The following is a 13240-nucleotide window of genomic DNA, read 5'->3' on the forward strand; positions in this document are numbered from 1 at the left end:
GCCGCCATTCCGTGGCAACCGCACCAAGGGGCCAGTCAGCTAGCCCGCTTCGAATAACGCCATGGCCTCGACATGCGCCGTCTGAGGAAACATGTCGAGAATCCCGGCCCTTTTTAACCGGTACCCCTGGCCGACCAGCACTTGGGCGTCTCTCGCCAGCGTGGCCGGGTTGCACGATACGTAGACCAGCCTTCTGGCCTTGAGGCGGGCGATGCCTTGCACCACCTCGAAAGCACCGTCGCGCGGTGGATCCAAGAGTACCGCAGAAAAGCCCTCGGCGGCCCATCCGGTGCCTGCCAAAGGCTGCGATAAATCGGCCTGAAAAAACCGTGCGTTATGCACATTGTTGTTCCGGGCATTGGCCGCGGCCCGATCGACCATGGCCTGTACACCTTCCACTGCCACCACCTCACGCGCCTGGCGGGCCAGCGGCAGGGCAAAGTTGCCCAGACCGCAGAACAAGTCCAGCACACGCTCGTCGGCTTGTGGAGCGAGCCAGGCCAAAGCCTGCTCGATCATCGCCGTATTGACCTGGGCATTCACCTGCACGAAATCGCCCGGGCGCCAGGCCAGCTCCAGCTGCCAAGGTGCCAGGGCAAAGCCCAACTGCGCCGCTGGGTCCACTGGCGCCGGCTCACCTTCGCCTTGCAGCCACAGCTGGGCGTTGGCCTGCTCGCAGAACGCTTGCAACCTGGCCTGGTCCTCAGCCGGCAACGGCGCGACGTGGCGCACCAGAACCGCCTCGGCGGTGCCACTGAACAGCTCTACATGGCCCAGCGCCTGCGGCTTGCTCAACGAACGCAGCACAGTCGGCAAGTGGCGCAAAATGGACTGCAAGGGTTGTACCAGCACTGCACAATCGTCGATGGCAATGATGTCCTGGCTGGCTTCGGCGCGGAAACCCACTTCCAGCTGACGCGCCTTGACGTCCCAGCGCACAGCCACACGGGCCCGGCGCCGGTAGCCGAATTCCGGCCCGCTCAGGGGGGCAGCCCACGCCTCGGGTTGCACGCCGGCCACCCGCTGCAACTGCTCGGCGAGGGTGCGCTGCTTTAGCGCCAGTTGCGCGTCGTGCGGCAGGTGCTGCAGGTTGCAGCCACCGCAGCGGTCGTAGTAGCGACATGGCGCCTCACGGCGCTCGGGCGCGGCCTGCAGCAACCGCTCCAGGCGTGCCTCGACCACTTTGCCACGGGCGTTGAGCACCCGCGCCTCCACGGCCTCACCGGCCAAGGCGCCGCTGACGAACCAGGTACGCCCGTCGAGGAAGGCAATGCCACGGCCGTCACCGGCCAGGCGCTCGATGTCCAGGCGCTGCTTCTTGCCCACTGGGACCTGGGGGGTGCGATTGCCGCCGGCCGGCTGGAAGCGCAGGCCGCTGTTGCTTTTTTTCTTGGACATTTAGCGTGGATCAAACAGGCCGGTGGACAGATAACGGTCGCCGCGGTCGCAAATGATCGCAACCATGACCGCATTTTCCACTTCGCGGGACAGACGCAACATGGCCGCGACCGCACCACCAGAAGACACGCCGCAGAAAATGCCCTCTTCACGCGCAAGGCGACGGGTGGTGTCTTCGGCTTCCTGCTGCGACATGTCGACCACGCGGTCGACGCGGGTGGCGTCGAAGATTTTCGGCAGGTATTCCTCGGGCCAACGGCGAATCCCCGGAATAGCCGAGCCTTCCATCGGTTGCAGGCCGATGATCTGCACCGCGGGGTTCTGTTCCTTGAGGTACTGCGAGCAGCCCATGATGGTACCGGTGGTACCCATGGAGCTGACGAAATGGGTAATGGTGCCCTGGGTCTGCTGCCAGATCTCCGGGCCGGTGCTGTTGTAGTGGGCGATCGGGTTGTCGCCGTTGGCGAACTGGTCGAGCACCAGGCCACGGCCTTCGGCCTGCAGCTTCTCGGCCAGGTCACGGGCGCCTTCCATCCCCTCCTCCTTGGTCACCAGGATCAGCTCGGCGCCATAGGCCGTCATGGCGGCCTTGCGCTCGGCGGTGGAGTTGTCGGGCATGATCAGGATCATCTTGTAGCCCTTGATCGCCGCCGCCATCGCCAGGGCGATGCCGGTGTTGCCGGAGGTGGCTTCGATCAGGGTATCGCCTGGCTTGATCTGGCCCCGCAGTTCGGCGCGAGCGATCATCGACAGTGCCGGGCGGTCTTTCACCGAGCCGGCAGGATTGTTACCTTCGAGCTTGAGCAGGAGGGTATTGCTGGTTTCGCCAGCGATGCGCTGCAGGCGAACCAGTGGCGTATTGCCGACGCAATCGGCGATGGTTGGGTACTGCAAGGTCATGGCGTATTTCGCAATCCGGACGGCGGGGGTGCCTATCATACCGGCAAACCCTTCGCGGCCATATCACGCAATCTGTAGTGCATATAGCTACAAGCTATAACGGTGTGACATGTGCTGGCCTCTTCGCGGGTAAACCCGTTCCTACGGGGATTCGCTAGCCTGCAGGAGCGGGTTTACCCGCGAAGCGGCCGGCACATGCAACGGCAACCTCATCCACAAGCGCAACCCGCGTTTGCCATTCTGCGCCCACAAGGTGCCGCCCTGGCGCTGGATGGCACTGCGGGCGATGCTCAGCCCCAGGCCGAAGCCACCATCCCCGGGCCGCGAACCGTCCAACCGCGAGAACGGCGCGAAGATCCGCTCTAGGTCCTCTTCAGCGACCCCGCCACCCTCATCCTCAAGCCACAACCACCAATAGCTGCCCTCACGCTGCCCACCCAACCGCACCACACCCTCGGCCGGCGAGTGGCGAATGGCATTGCGCAAGATGTTCTCCAGCGCCTGAGCCAGGTGGTTGAGGTTGCCCTGCACCCAGCAGTCGGCCGGTACTTCGCAGCGCAGTTGCGCAGGCGACCAGCCGCTCTCGTAGCTGGCATTTTCGGCCAGCAACTCCCACAAGGCGTGGACCTCGATCGGCTCAAGGTTCATCGGCGCACGCTCGGCGTCCTGCCAGGCCAGTTGCAGGGTGTCTTCGACCAGTTGCTGCATGCAGTCCACTTCACGGATCAGGCGATCACGCAGACGCTGCAGGTCGGTTTCACCATCGCAGGCCACCCGCAACCGGCTCAGCGGCGTGCGCATTTCGTGGGACAGGTCGCGCAGCAACTGCTGCTGCATAGCCACCGTGCCTTGCAGCCGCTCGGCCATCTGGTCAAAGGCACGCGCCAGTTCGCCCAGCTCGTCATGCCGGGCGATGGTGCTCGAGTCCAGCCGGGCCGACAGCTGATCGGCCCGCCAGGCATTGGCCTGCTCGCGAAGTTGATTCAGCGGCACGATCAACATGCGGTACAGGCCCACACACAACAGCAAGGTGAACAGCCCCGGAATGATGCCGTTGGTGACAATGCGCCACAGCAAGCGGTGCTGGCCCGGATTGAAGCGCTGCGGCAGTTCGATCACCAGCATGCCCTGCTCCGGCGCCCCCGGGAACGGCATGCGCACCCACGGCTGGTCGACACTGCGCCGACTCATCGGCCAATCGACACCGCGCAGGCGTGTCAGACGCTGCATGATCTGTGGGTTGAGGGAGGCGCTGTCGAGCGGGCGCAGGTTGATGTCGAGCACGCCGACCCAGCCCCGTTCGCGCTGATGCATGACCGCCACCCACTGGTCCAGCCCTTCCCGCCCGCCGCTGCGCCAGGCCTGCTCAGCTTCGGCGGCATAACCCCGCAGGGTCTGCCGTGCCGGCTCCGAGAGGAAGGCATTCTGGGTTTCCATGTGTCGGCCCCAGGTATAACTGAGGCCGATCATCAGCAGGCAAAAGCCCACCAGCAAGATGGTCAGCTTCCAGAACAGCGAATGGCGGTCGAGCATGGTTCACTCCGCCTCGCTGGCACTGAGCACGTAACCCTTGCCCCACACGGTGCGGATCTGCCGTTCGTGATAACCGATGCCCTTGAGCTTGCGACGGATCTGGCTGACGTGCATGTCCAGGCTGCGGTCATGCCGTGAATAGCCGCGCTGCAACACGTGCTGGTACAGGAACGGCTTGCTGAGGACTTCGTCGAGGTTGCGGTTGAGGATGTCCAGCAGGCGGTATTCGCTGGGGGTCAGGCCTGCCAGGCGGCTATTCAGGCGCACGTCACACAGCCCCTCATCGAACTGCAGCTCGCCGCAGCCGGCTTGCTCCAGCGGGCCCTGATGCCGCCGCTCCAGGGCCACGCGGCGCAGAATCGCCTCGATGCGCACCTGCAACTCGGCCATGCTGAATGGCTTGGGCAGGTAATCGTCGGCGCCGCGCTGAAAGCCGCTGATACGATCCGCCTCGGCCCCCAGCGCCGACATCATGATTACCGGTGTAGCGCTGTGCCTGCGCAACTGCGCCAAGGCGTCCAGCCCATCAAGCCCGGGCAGCAGGATGTCCATGAGCACAACATCGAAAGCCTGGCGGCCAGCCGTTTCCAGGCCCTCCAGGCCATTGCGGCACCAGGTGACCTGGCAGCCGCCACGCTGCAGCTCTTCCTGCAGATAGGCGCCAAGCACCGGGTCGTCCTCGATGGCAAGGATGTGGGTGTTGTAAATAGATACAGGATTCATTGGCAACTGCCATGCATTCTCAATTACGCGATTATTGAGCATTCGCCACCTGCCAGGCAACCGCACTGCGACCAATGCCCCGGCAACGGCGCATAACACGTACTAAAGAGATGCAATGGTGCGGCAGGCGGAGTAACTTCGCGGCTTGGCCGTTACCACTTGACGGCATCCAGGCACATCAGAGGAGGCGAGTGTGCTCGATCGCTTGGGAATCCGCAGCCGGGTACTGCTGCTGGCACTGCTACCGGCCGGCTTGATGGCCCTGGTGCTGGGTAGCTATTTCACCTGGCTGCAACAGAACGACCTGCGCACCCAGCTGCTGCAGCGCGGCAAGATGATCGCCGAACAACTGGCGCCCCTGGCCGCACCGGCCATGGCCCGGCTCGCGCCTGCGCAACTGGAGCGAATTGCCGCACAAACCCTGGAGCAGGCCGATGTGCGCGCAGTGGCGTTTCTGGCCCCGGACCGCACGCGCCTGGCCCACGCTGGCCCAAGCATGCTCAACCTGCCGCCCAGCGGCGGTACCGGCACCCAACTCCTGCAGCGCAGTGGCAACGACGCCACCCGCTACCTGATGCCCGTGTTCGGCCACCACCGCGACCTGGCCACCGACGCCGTGCCGGCCGAAGCCGAGCGCCTGCTGGGCTGGGTAGAGATCGAGCTGTCGCACGACGGCACGCTGCTGCGCGGCTACCGCAACCTGTTCACCAGCCTGTTGCTGATCCTCGCCTGCCTGGCACTCAGCGGCCTGCTGGCGCTGCGCATGAGCCGCACCATCAACGACCCCATCGAACGCATCAAGCACGCGGTCAATCAGCTCAAGGACGGCCACCTCGAAGAACGCCTGCCGACCATGGGCAGCCATGAGCTGGACGAACTGGCCCACGGCATCAACCGCATGGCCGAAACCCTGCAGAACGCCCACGAAGAACTGCAACACAGCATCGACCAGGCCACCGAAGACGTGCGCCAGAACCTGGAAACCATCGAAATCCAGAACATCGAGCTGGACATGGCGCGCAAAGAGGCCCTTGAGGCCAGCCGCATCAAGTCGGAGTTCCTGGCCAACATGAGCCACGAAATCCGCACCCCGCTCAACGGCATCCTCGGCTTTACCCACCTGCTGCAAAAAAGCGAGATGACACCGCGCCAGCTCGACTACCTGAACACCATCGAGAAGTCTGCTGACAACTTGCTGGGAATCATCAACGAGATCCTCGATTTCTCCAAGATCGAGGCCGGCAAGCTGGTGCTCGACAGCATACCGTTCAACCTGCGGGACCTGGTCCAGGACACCCTGACCATCCTCGCTCCGGCCGCCCACGCCAAGCAGCTGGAATTGCTGAGCCTGATCTACCGCGACACGCCTGCTTCGCTGGTGGGCGACCCGTTGCGGCTCAAGCAGATCCTCACCAACCTGGTCAGCAACGCCATCAAGTTCACCCGCGAAGGCACCATCGTCGTGCGTGCCATGCTGGAAGACGAGCACGAAGACTGCGCGCAGTTGCGCATCAGCGTGCAGGACACCGGCATCGGCCTGTCACCTCAGGATGTGCGCACACTGTTCCAGGCCTTCAGCCAGGCTGACAACTCACTGGCCCGCCAGCCCGGCGGCACCGGTCTGGGGCTGGTGATTTCCAAGCGCCTGATCGAACAGATGGGCGGCGAGATCGGCGTCGACAGCACCCCGGGCGAAGGTTCGCAGTTCTGGATCAGCCTCAACCTGCCCAAGGCTCATGACGATGCCGAAGCGCTGCCACCGCAGCCATTGCTGGGCCGCCGTGCCGCCATTGTCGATGGCCACGAACTGGCGCGCCAGGCACTGGAGCACCAGCTGGAAGACTGCGGCCTCAGCGTGAGCCTGTTCGCTACCTACGACCAGTTGCTGCAGGGGGTGCAGGCCGCCAGCCAGGCCGGCCTGCCCTTCGAGTTCGCGGTGCTCGGGGCCAACCTGGGTAACCTGTCGCCCGAGCAACTGGGCCGTTATCATCAGCAGCTCGAGCGTTACCACTGCCAATGCGTGGTGCTGTGCCCGACCACCGAGCAGGCGCTGTACCACCCGTACCTGCCCAACGGCCATGGCCAGTTGCTGTCCAAGCCGACCTGCACCCGCAAGCTGCGGCGCCTCTTGCTGGAGCTGGTACAACCTCGCCGTCCACTGGCCGAGGGGAGCAACGCCAACGGTCAGCGACGACCGAAAATACTCTGCGTCGACGACAATGCCGCCAACCTGCTGCTGGTAAAAACCCTGCTCGAAGACTTGGGTGCCGAGGTACTGGCCGTCAACAATGGTTATGCGGCGGTACAGGCCGTGCAGGAAGAGTTGTTCGACCTAGTGCTGATGGATGTGCAGATGCCCGGCATGGACGGCCGCGCCTGTACTGAACAGATCCGCCTGTGGGAAAACACCCAGAGTGGCAACCCTCTGCCGATCGTCGCCCTCACTGCCCATGCCATGGCCAACGAAAAACGCGCGTTGTTGCACAGCGGCATGGACGACTACCTGACCAAACCGATCAGCGAACGGCAACTGGCCCAGGTGGTGATGAAGTGGACCGGCTTGAGCCTGGGCACACCGCAGCAGGCGCAGGCCGAGCTACTGACCAATGGCGACGAACTGAAGGTACTCGACCCCGAAGAGGGCCTGCGCCTGGCCGCTGGCAAGGCAGATCTGGCGGCTGACATGCTGAGCATGCTGCTGGCCTCGCTGGATACGGACCGCGAAGCCATACGCGCCGCCCGCGCAGCCGATGACCGCAATGGCCTGATCGAGCAGGTACACCGTCTGAACGGTGCCTCACGCTATTGCGGCGTGCCGCAGTTAAGGGCAGCGTGCCAACGCAGCGAGACCTTGCTGAAGCAGGACAATCCGCAGGCGCAGCAAGCCCTGGATGAACTGGACAGCGCGATCAGCCGGCTGGCGGCACAGGCCAGATTGAGCGCTTGAGGGGATCTGGGCCACGCTGGGTATGCCTTGACAGGCAGCGCCCCACCCAAGACATGCATTGCAAAGGAGTTCCACCATGCGCGCCCTATTGTTCAGCAGCCAGCACTACGATCAGGAAAGCTTCACCAAGGCTGCCAGCGGCACCACCTTGGAGCTGCATTTCCAGCCCGCCCGCCTGACCCTCGACACCGCCGCCCTGGCAGAGGGCTTTGAGGTGGTCTGCGCCTTCATCAATGACGAACTCGACGCGCCGGTGCTGCAGCGCCTGGCCGCTGCGGGCACGCGGTTGATCGCCTTGCGCTCGGCCGGCTACAACCACGTCGACCTGGCCGCCGCCCAGCGCTTGGGCCTGGCCGTGGTGCGCGTGCCGGCCTACTCGCCACACGCCGTTGCCGAGCACGCCGTGGCGCTCATCCTGGCACTCAACCGGCGCCTGCATCGGGCCTACAACCGCACCCGCGAAGGTGACTTCACCCTGCACGGGCTGACCGGCTTCGACCTGCACGGCAAAACCGTCGGGGTGGTCGGTACCGGCCAGATCGGGGCCGCCTTTGCTCGCATCATGGCCGGTTTCGGCTGCCAGCTGCTGGCGTACGACCCCTACCCCAACCCAGAGCTGCTGGCCCTTGGCGCCCGCTACATGCCCCTGCCCGAGCTGTTGCGCGAAGCCCGCATCATCAGCCTGCACTGCCCGCTGACAGAACACACTCGCCACCTGATCAACGCGCAAAGCCTGGCCCAGTTGCAGCCCGGCGCCATGCTGATCAACACCGGTCGCGGTGCGCTGGTCGACACCCCGGCGCTGATTGACGCACTGAAAAGCGGCCAGCTTGGCTACCTGGGCCTGGACGTCTACGAGGAAGAAGCCCAACTGTTCTTCGAGGACCGCTCCGACCTGCCCTTGCAAGACGATGTGTTGGCTCGGCTGCTGACCTTCCCCAACGTGATCATCACCGCTCACCAGGCTTTCCTCACCCGCGAGGCGCTGGATGCCATTGCCGCGACCACACTGGACAACATCAACCGCTGGGCGGCAGGCAATCCACAGAACCTGGTGATGGGTTAATGCTAGGATACGCGGCATTTCTGGAGGACCCATGGTCGAACACGATTTTCGCTACACCCTTTTCAACCCGCAACACACCCTGATCGAGTGCCGCGCTTTGGTGCCGGGCCGCTATCAGGTCACGGGCAACGGCGGTTCGATGCAAAAAGGCGACAGCCTGCTGGTCACGCTCAAGGGCAGCAAGGATTTGTCCATGCGCCTGACCGTGGAAAGCGTGCGCCACCTGATCAACCCACGCGGCCAGTGGGTTGCCGTGGCGAGCGGCCCGGTATTCAACGAGCTGGAAATCCTCACCTGGCAGGTCGAGTGCGATAGCTGCGATGCGGTACTGAGCTTCGAGTTCGCAGTAGACGCCAAGCTCGGCAAGGCAGCTCGTCAGCCGGCTGCCAGCGCCCGCATCGCAGAGCTGGGCTGGGCCAGCCGTGGCGAAAAACACCTGTGCCCGCGTTGCCAGGAGAGCGCCGAGTGAAGAATCTGCTGACCGGCGTGCTGATTGCAACCGGCCTGCTCGGCTGCGCCACGGAACCTTCCCGGCTGCAGCAGGAACGCAGCTACGTGCTGGAGTGGATTGGCGAACGACCACTGATCGACTACAGCCACCTGACCTTGACCCTGGCCAGCGACGGCCGTGCCTATGGCAACGGCGGCTGCAACCACTGGTTTGCGCCTTACACGCTCGATGGCGAGCACCTGAGCTTCGGCAAGGTCGGCAAGACCCGCAAGCTGTGCGCACCCGCGCTGATGGAACAGGAAAAACGCTTCCTGCAGGCGCTGGAAACGGTAGAGCGTTGGGATGTGTCACCGGTGGAGCAGATGCGCTTCTGGCCGGCCGAAGGCAAGCCGCTGCGCTTCTGGCCTGAAGAAGGCTGAGGATTGCCTGGGCCGCTTTGCGGCCCTTCGCGGGCGCGCCCGCTCCCACAGTTTGTCGCGTCCCCCCTGTGGGAGCGGGCCTGCCCGCGAAGGGCCGCGAAAGCGGCCCCGAATGCATCAGGCGCCTTTCAGGGCCTTGATCTTGGCCTGCAACCCTTCCAGGGTCTGCTCGCCCATCAACTGCTCACGCACCTTGCCCTTGTCGTCGATGATGTAGGTCACCGGCAAGGCCTCGCTACGCGGCAGGTCATAGCGCTCGGCCGGGTCCTGGGCAAGCACGGTGAAACCGATACCCAGGGTTTCGGCAGCCTGCTTGAGGTCCTGCCCCTGCAGGCCATCGAAGTTCACCCCCACCACCTTGACGCCATCAGCCGCCCATTGCTTGGCCGCCGCGTTCAGTTCCGGGATTTCGGTACGGCACGGTCCGCACCATTCAGCCCAATAGTTGAGCACTAGCCAGTGCCCTTCGATCTGTTCGGCCTTAACCGTATTACCGTGTTGGTCCACGCCGTAATCGGCACCGCAACCACCGAGCAACAGGCTCGCGGTGATGGCCAGTACTGCTGCCAGACGCCTTGCCATGGGTCAATCCTTCTCGAGTTTTAAAGCAAATTGGTCAGTCGCTGCGGTTAGAATAGCCGCCACACCCAGCTGGATGCGACCCGACATGACTGATCTCACGCTCTATCATAACCCGCGCTGCTCGAAATCCCGCGGCGCCCTGGAACTGCTCGAAGCCCGCGGCCTGGCCCCGACCATCGTGCGCTACCTGGAAACCCCGCCCGACGCGGACACCCTCAAGGCCCTGCTCGGCAAGCTGGGCATCGCCCCGCGTCAATTGCTGCGCAGCGGCGAGGACGAATACAAAACGCTGAACCTGGCCGACCCGGCACTGACCGACGCGCAACTGATCGAGGCCATGGCCCAGCACCCCAAACTGATCGAGCGGCCGATCCTGGTAGCCGGTGACAAGGCCGTGGTCGGTCGCCCGCCGGAAAAGGTGCTGGAGATCCTGCCGTGAGCGCGCCCTATATCCTGGTGCTGTATTACAGCCGCCATGGCGCGACCAGCGAAATGGCCCGGCACATCGCCCGCGGTATCGAGCTGACTGGCATGGAGGCACGCCTGCGTACGGTGCCAGCGATTTCCACCGAATGCGAAGCGGTGGCCCCGGATATTCCGGCCAGTGGCGCGCTGTACGCCACACTTGATGACCTGCGCCACTGCGCTGGCCTGGTACTGGGCAGCCCGACCCGGTTCGGCAACATGGCAGCACCACTCAAGTACTTCCTCGATGGCACCAGCAGCCTTTGGCTAGGCGGTGAGCTGGTCGGCAAACCGGCTGGCGTGTTCACCTCCACCGCCAGCCTGCACGGCGGCCAGGAAACCACCCTGCTGTCGATGATGCTGCCGCTGATGCACCACGGCATGCTGGTGATGGGCCTGCCCTACAGCGAGTCGGCATTGCTCGAAACCCGTGGTGGTGGCACGCCTTATGGCGCCAGCCACCACGCAGGCGCCGATGGCAAGCGCGAACTCGACCCACACGAAATCGCCCTGTGCCGCGCCCTGGGCCAACGCCTGGCGACCACGGCCAAGGCCCTGGAGGCGGCGCGTGGCTAGAAAGCCCAAGGCATTGCCGCCGGTCCAATGGCTGGTACCACGCCTGCGCCTGACGCGGGCATTGAGCCTGGCATGCTTCTTCGGCCTGATCGCCCTGCTGGTGGTGAACAACCTGTGGTTCGCCAACCTGCATGGGGCCCGGGTCGAGGTGATCCTGGCGATCGAACTGGTGCCGTTGCTGTTGCTGCTGCCAGGCATGCTGAAAGGCAGCGCCCGGGCGCATGCCTGGACCTGCTTCGTGGTGAATATCTATTTCATCAAGGGCGTGCTGGCAGCGTTCGACCCGGCGCGGGCGGTATTCGGCTGGCTTGAAGTACTGGTGAGCCTGGGGCTGTTCATTGCCGGGCTACTGTACGTGCGCTGGAAGTTCCAGCATGAGCGGCGCATGGCGGGCGAAGGCAGTTAGATTTTTCGCGGGCGCTCCCACAGGAATCGCACCGCGCCTAAGGCCTGTGCAGTACCGGTGGGAGCGAGCGTGCCCGCGAACAGGAGCAACACAAGGCTCAATGGTTGACGGTATGCGCCAGCATCACCGACAACTGGCACAGCGGCCGCCCGCTCTCTGCATGCCACTGGTTGAACGCCTGCTGCACCAGAGCCAGGTCGCGCTGGCTGGTCGGCTGCTTGTCGATCACCTTCTGCGCAATCAACGCCGCTGCCATGTCATCGGTCGGGATGAACGTGTCCTTGCCGACCATGCGCAAGAACCGTGGTGCCGACAACCCGCCCAACTGGTTGCCGTGCTTGGCCAGGTACTTCCACAAGCCGACAATGTCGGTCATTGGCCAGTCGGCGATGAACGCACCAAAACTGCCATGCGCCTTGGCGATGTCCAGCACCATTTGCGCATTGCGCGGCACGCTCTTGAGCTTGCCCAGGTGGCGGATAATGCGCTCATCCTGCATCAACCGCTCCAGGTGCTCGGCGCCCATCAGCACCACTTTCTCCGGGTCGAAGCCGAAGAACACCTGCTCGAACGCCGGCCACTTGGCATCCACCAGGCTGTGCTTGAGCCCCGCGCGGAACACGCGCAGGGCCAGTGTCGACAGGTAGCGGTCGTCACTGATGTTGCGTAGTTGCGCCGGCGTGCGCGGCTGCGGCAGGAAAGCCTCCAGCGCCTGGGCCGAACCAAAGCGGTTCAGGCAATACTCATGCAACCACGGGTAATCACGCATGGGCTCAGATGTTCAGCACGTCGAGGAAGCGCGGGGTAGCGTTTTCGTCGATCTTCAGGCTGGTGAAGTCAAACAGGTTCCGGTCGGCCAGCTGCGACGGTGCCACGTTCTGCAGGGCACGGAAGATGCTCTCGGTACGGCCCGGGTGCTTGCGTTCCCACTCCACCAGCATGTCCTTGACCACCTGGCGCTGCAGGTTTTCCTGCGAGCCGCACAGGTTGCACGGGATGATCGGGAATGCCTTCATGTCCGAGTAGGCCTGGATGTCCTTCTCGCTGCAGTACGCCAGCGGGCGGATCACCACGTTGCGGCCATCGTCGGCGCGCAGCTTCGGCGGCATGCCCTTGAGCGCGCCGTTGAAGAACATGTTGAGGAAGAAGGTTTCGACGATGTCGTCGCGGTGGTGCCCCAGCGCCATCTTGGTAGCGCCGATTTCGTCGGCGAAGGTGTACAGGGTACCGCGGCGCAGGCGCGAACACAGCGAGCAAGTGGTCTTGCCTTCGGGTACCAGCTCCTTTACCACCGAGTAGGTATCCTTCTCGACGATGTGGTACTCGACCCCCAGTTCCTTGAGGTAAGCCGGCAATACGTGCTCAGGGAAGCCCGGCTGTTTCTGGTCCATGTTCACCGCAACGATCTCGAACGTGATCGGTGCCACCTTCTGCAGGTGCAACAGAACGTCGAGCATGGTGTAGCTGTCCTTGCCGCCGGACAGGCAGACCATGACCTTGTCGCCATCCTCGATCATGTTGTAGTCGGTGATGGCTTCGCCAGCGAGACGACGCAGGCGTTTTTGCAGTTTGTTCTGGTTGACCGAGAGGGTGCCCATAGCGCTTGGATCCGCGAGGTGTGACAAAAGCCGGCTATTTTACGCACAAACGCGACGCCGCTGTAGGCATTCCGATAAAGACTTCAATGTAATCAACAGCACGGCTTACAGCGCAATTTGCTCTAAAAAGCGCGGTTTATGTGGGTAACGGCTTCCTATACTGCGACATAAGGCCA

Annotated in this window: 14 protein-coding genes; 7 read left to right on the plus strand and 7 right to left on the minus strand. The window is 63.9% G+C overall.

Annotated features, from left to right (window positions below; genetic code table 11):
- Positions 1-39: 39 nt before the first annotated feature.
- The 4 genes from rlmD to ACZ889_RS26005 all read right to left on the minus strand — a co-directional run bounded on the left by rlmD (position 40) and on the right by ACZ889_RS26005 (position 4554).
- Positions 40-1398: a 23S rRNA (uracil(1939)-C(5))-methyltransferase RlmD gene (gene rlmD, locus ACZ889_RS25990; RefSeq protein WP_003252418.1), complete on the minus strand. Its 1359-nt coding sequence runs from the start codon at positions 1396-1398 to the stop codon at positions 40-42.
- Positions 1399-2298, minus strand: a complete 900-nt coding sequence (gene cysM, locus ACZ889_RS25995) for a cysteine synthase CysM (protein WP_010952713.1) — start codon at positions 2296-2298, stop codon at positions 1399-1401.
- Positions 2299-2439: 141 nt separating this feature from the next.
- Positions 2440-3831, minus strand: a complete 1392-nt coding sequence (locus tag ACZ889_RS26000; RefSeq protein ID WP_476257957.1) for a sensor histidine kinase — start codon at positions 3829-3831, stop codon at positions 2440-2442.
- 3 nt (positions 3832-3834) lie between these two features.
- Positions 3835-4554, minus strand: a complete 720-nt coding sequence (locus ACZ889_RS26005; RefSeq protein ID WP_004575336.1) for a response regulator transcription factor — start codon at positions 4552-4554, stop codon at positions 3835-3837.
- A 193-nt stretch (positions 4555-4747) separates the two neighbouring features.
- On the opposite strand from ACZ889_RS26005, the gene ACZ889_RS26010 reads away from it, so the two are divergent.
- The 4 genes from ACZ889_RS26010 to ACZ889_RS26025 all read left to right on the plus strand — a co-directional run bounded on the left by ACZ889_RS26010 (position 4748) and on the right by ACZ889_RS26025 (position 9437).
- A complete protein-coding gene (locus tag ACZ889_RS26010; RefSeq protein WP_476257958.1) occupies positions 4748-7501 on the plus strand; it encodes a response regulator in 2754 nt (917 codons plus the stop codon).
- A gap of 76 nt (positions 7502-7577) precedes the next feature.
- Positions 7578-8567 (plus strand): 2-hydroxyacid dehydrogenase, encoded by a 990-nt coding sequence (locus ACZ889_RS26015; protein ID WP_476257959.1) that lies wholly within the window; start codon positions 7578-7580, stop codon positions 8565-8567.
- 31 nt (positions 8568-8598) lie between these two features.
- Entirely contained in the window at positions 8599-9036 is a 438-nt protein-coding gene (locus ACZ889_RS26020) for a hypothetical protein (RefSeq protein WP_180689376.1), read from the plus strand.
- Positions 9033-9437, plus strand: coding sequence for an META domain-containing protein (locus tag ACZ889_RS26025; protein ID WP_003252405.1), 405 nt, complete (start codon positions 9033-9035; stop codon positions 9435-9437). Before ACZ889_RS26020 ends, ACZ889_RS26025 begins: the two co-directional genes overlap by 4 nt.
- A gap of 117 nt (positions 9438-9554) precedes the next feature.
- On the opposite strand, the gene ACZ889_RS26030 is transcribed toward ACZ889_RS26025, so the two are convergent.
- Positions 9555-10019 (minus strand): peroxiredoxin family protein, encoded by a 465-nt coding sequence (locus ACZ889_RS26030; RefSeq protein ID WP_010952706.1) that lies wholly within the window; start codon positions 10017-10019, stop codon positions 9555-9557.
- Positions 10020-10104: 85 nt separating this feature from the next.
- On the opposite strand from ACZ889_RS26030, the gene arsC reads away from it, so the two are divergent.
- Genes arsC through ACZ889_RS26045 form a run of 3 tightly spaced genes read left to right on the plus strand, consistent with a single transcriptional unit; the run spans position 10105 to position 11466 of the window.
- Positions 10105-10458 (plus strand): arsenate reductase (glutaredoxin), encoded by a 354-nt coding sequence (arsC, locus tag ACZ889_RS26035; protein ID WP_121783951.1) that lies wholly within the window; start codon positions 10105-10107, stop codon positions 10456-10458.
- Positions 10455-11060, plus strand: coding sequence for an NAD(P)H:quinone oxidoreductase (gene wrbA, locus ACZ889_RS26040; protein WP_108078893.1), 606 nt, complete (start codon positions 10455-10457; stop codon positions 11058-11060). Before arsC ends, wrbA begins: the two co-directional genes overlap by 4 nt.
- Positions 11053-11466, plus strand: a complete 414-nt coding sequence (locus tag ACZ889_RS26045; RefSeq protein WP_010952704.1) for a DUF2069 domain-containing protein — start codon at positions 11053-11055, stop codon at positions 11464-11466. The genes wrbA and ACZ889_RS26045 overlap by 8 nt, the downstream gene beginning before the upstream one ends.
- Positions 11467-11563: 97 nt before the next feature.
- Here the strand turns inward: ACZ889_RS26045 and ACZ889_RS26050 are convergent, their stop codons facing one another.
- On the minus strand, positions 11564-12235 hold the full coding sequence (locus ACZ889_RS26050) for a DNA-3-methyladenine glycosylase I (protein ID WP_476257960.1): 672 nt from the start codon (positions 12233-12235) through the stop codon (positions 11564-11566).
- A gap of 4 nt (positions 12236-12239) precedes the next feature.
- Positions 12240-13064, minus strand: coding sequence for a tRNA 2-thiocytidine(32) synthetase TtcA (gene ttcA / locus ACZ889_RS26055; RefSeq protein ID WP_012053468.1), 825 nt, complete (start codon positions 13062-13064; stop codon positions 12240-12242).
- Positions 13065-13240: the final 176 nt, after the last annotated feature.

It is taken from the genome of Pseudomonas sp. TE3895, from assembly GCF_056278855.1.

Excerpts from the sequence above, each read along its gene's own strand:
- rlmD (WP_003252418.1), bottom strand. The coding sequence starts at position 1,398 with ATGTCCAAGAAAAAAAGCAACAGCGGCCTGCGCTTCCAGCCGGCCGGC.
- cysM (WP_010952713.1), bottom strand. The coding sequence starts at position 2,298 with ATGACCTTGCAGTACCCAACCATCGCCGATTGCGTCGGCAATACGCCA.
- ACZ889_RS26000 (WP_476257957.1), bottom strand. The coding sequence starts at position 3,831 with ATGCTCGACCGCCATTCGCTGTTCTGGAAGCTGACCATCTTGCTGGTG.
- ACZ889_RS26005 (WP_004575336.1), bottom strand. The coding sequence starts at position 4,554 with ATGAATCCTGTATCTATTTACAACACCCACATCCTTGCCATCGAGGAC.
- ACZ889_RS26015 (WP_476257959.1), top strand. The coding sequence starts at position 7,578 with ATGCGCGCCCTATTGTTCAGCAGCCAGCACTACGATCAGGAAAGCTTC.
- ACZ889_RS26020 (WP_180689376.1), top strand. The coding sequence starts at position 8,599 with ATGGTCGAACACGATTTTCGCTACACCCTTTTCAACCCGCAACACACC.
- ACZ889_RS26030 (WP_010952706.1), bottom strand. The coding sequence starts at position 10,019 with ATGGCAAGGCGTCTGGCAGCAGTACTGGCCATCACCGCGAGCCTGTTG.
- arsC (WP_121783951.1), top strand. The coding sequence starts at position 10,105 with ATGACTGATCTCACGCTCTATCATAACCCGCGCTGCTCGAAATCCCGC.
- ACZ889_RS26050 (WP_476257960.1), bottom strand. The coding sequence starts at position 12,235 with ATGCGTGATTACCCGTGGTTGCATGAGTATTGCCTGAACCGCTTTGGT.
- ttcA (WP_012053468.1), bottom strand. The coding sequence starts at position 13,064 with ATGGGCACCCTCTCGGTCAACCAGAACAAACTGCAAAAACGCCTGCGT.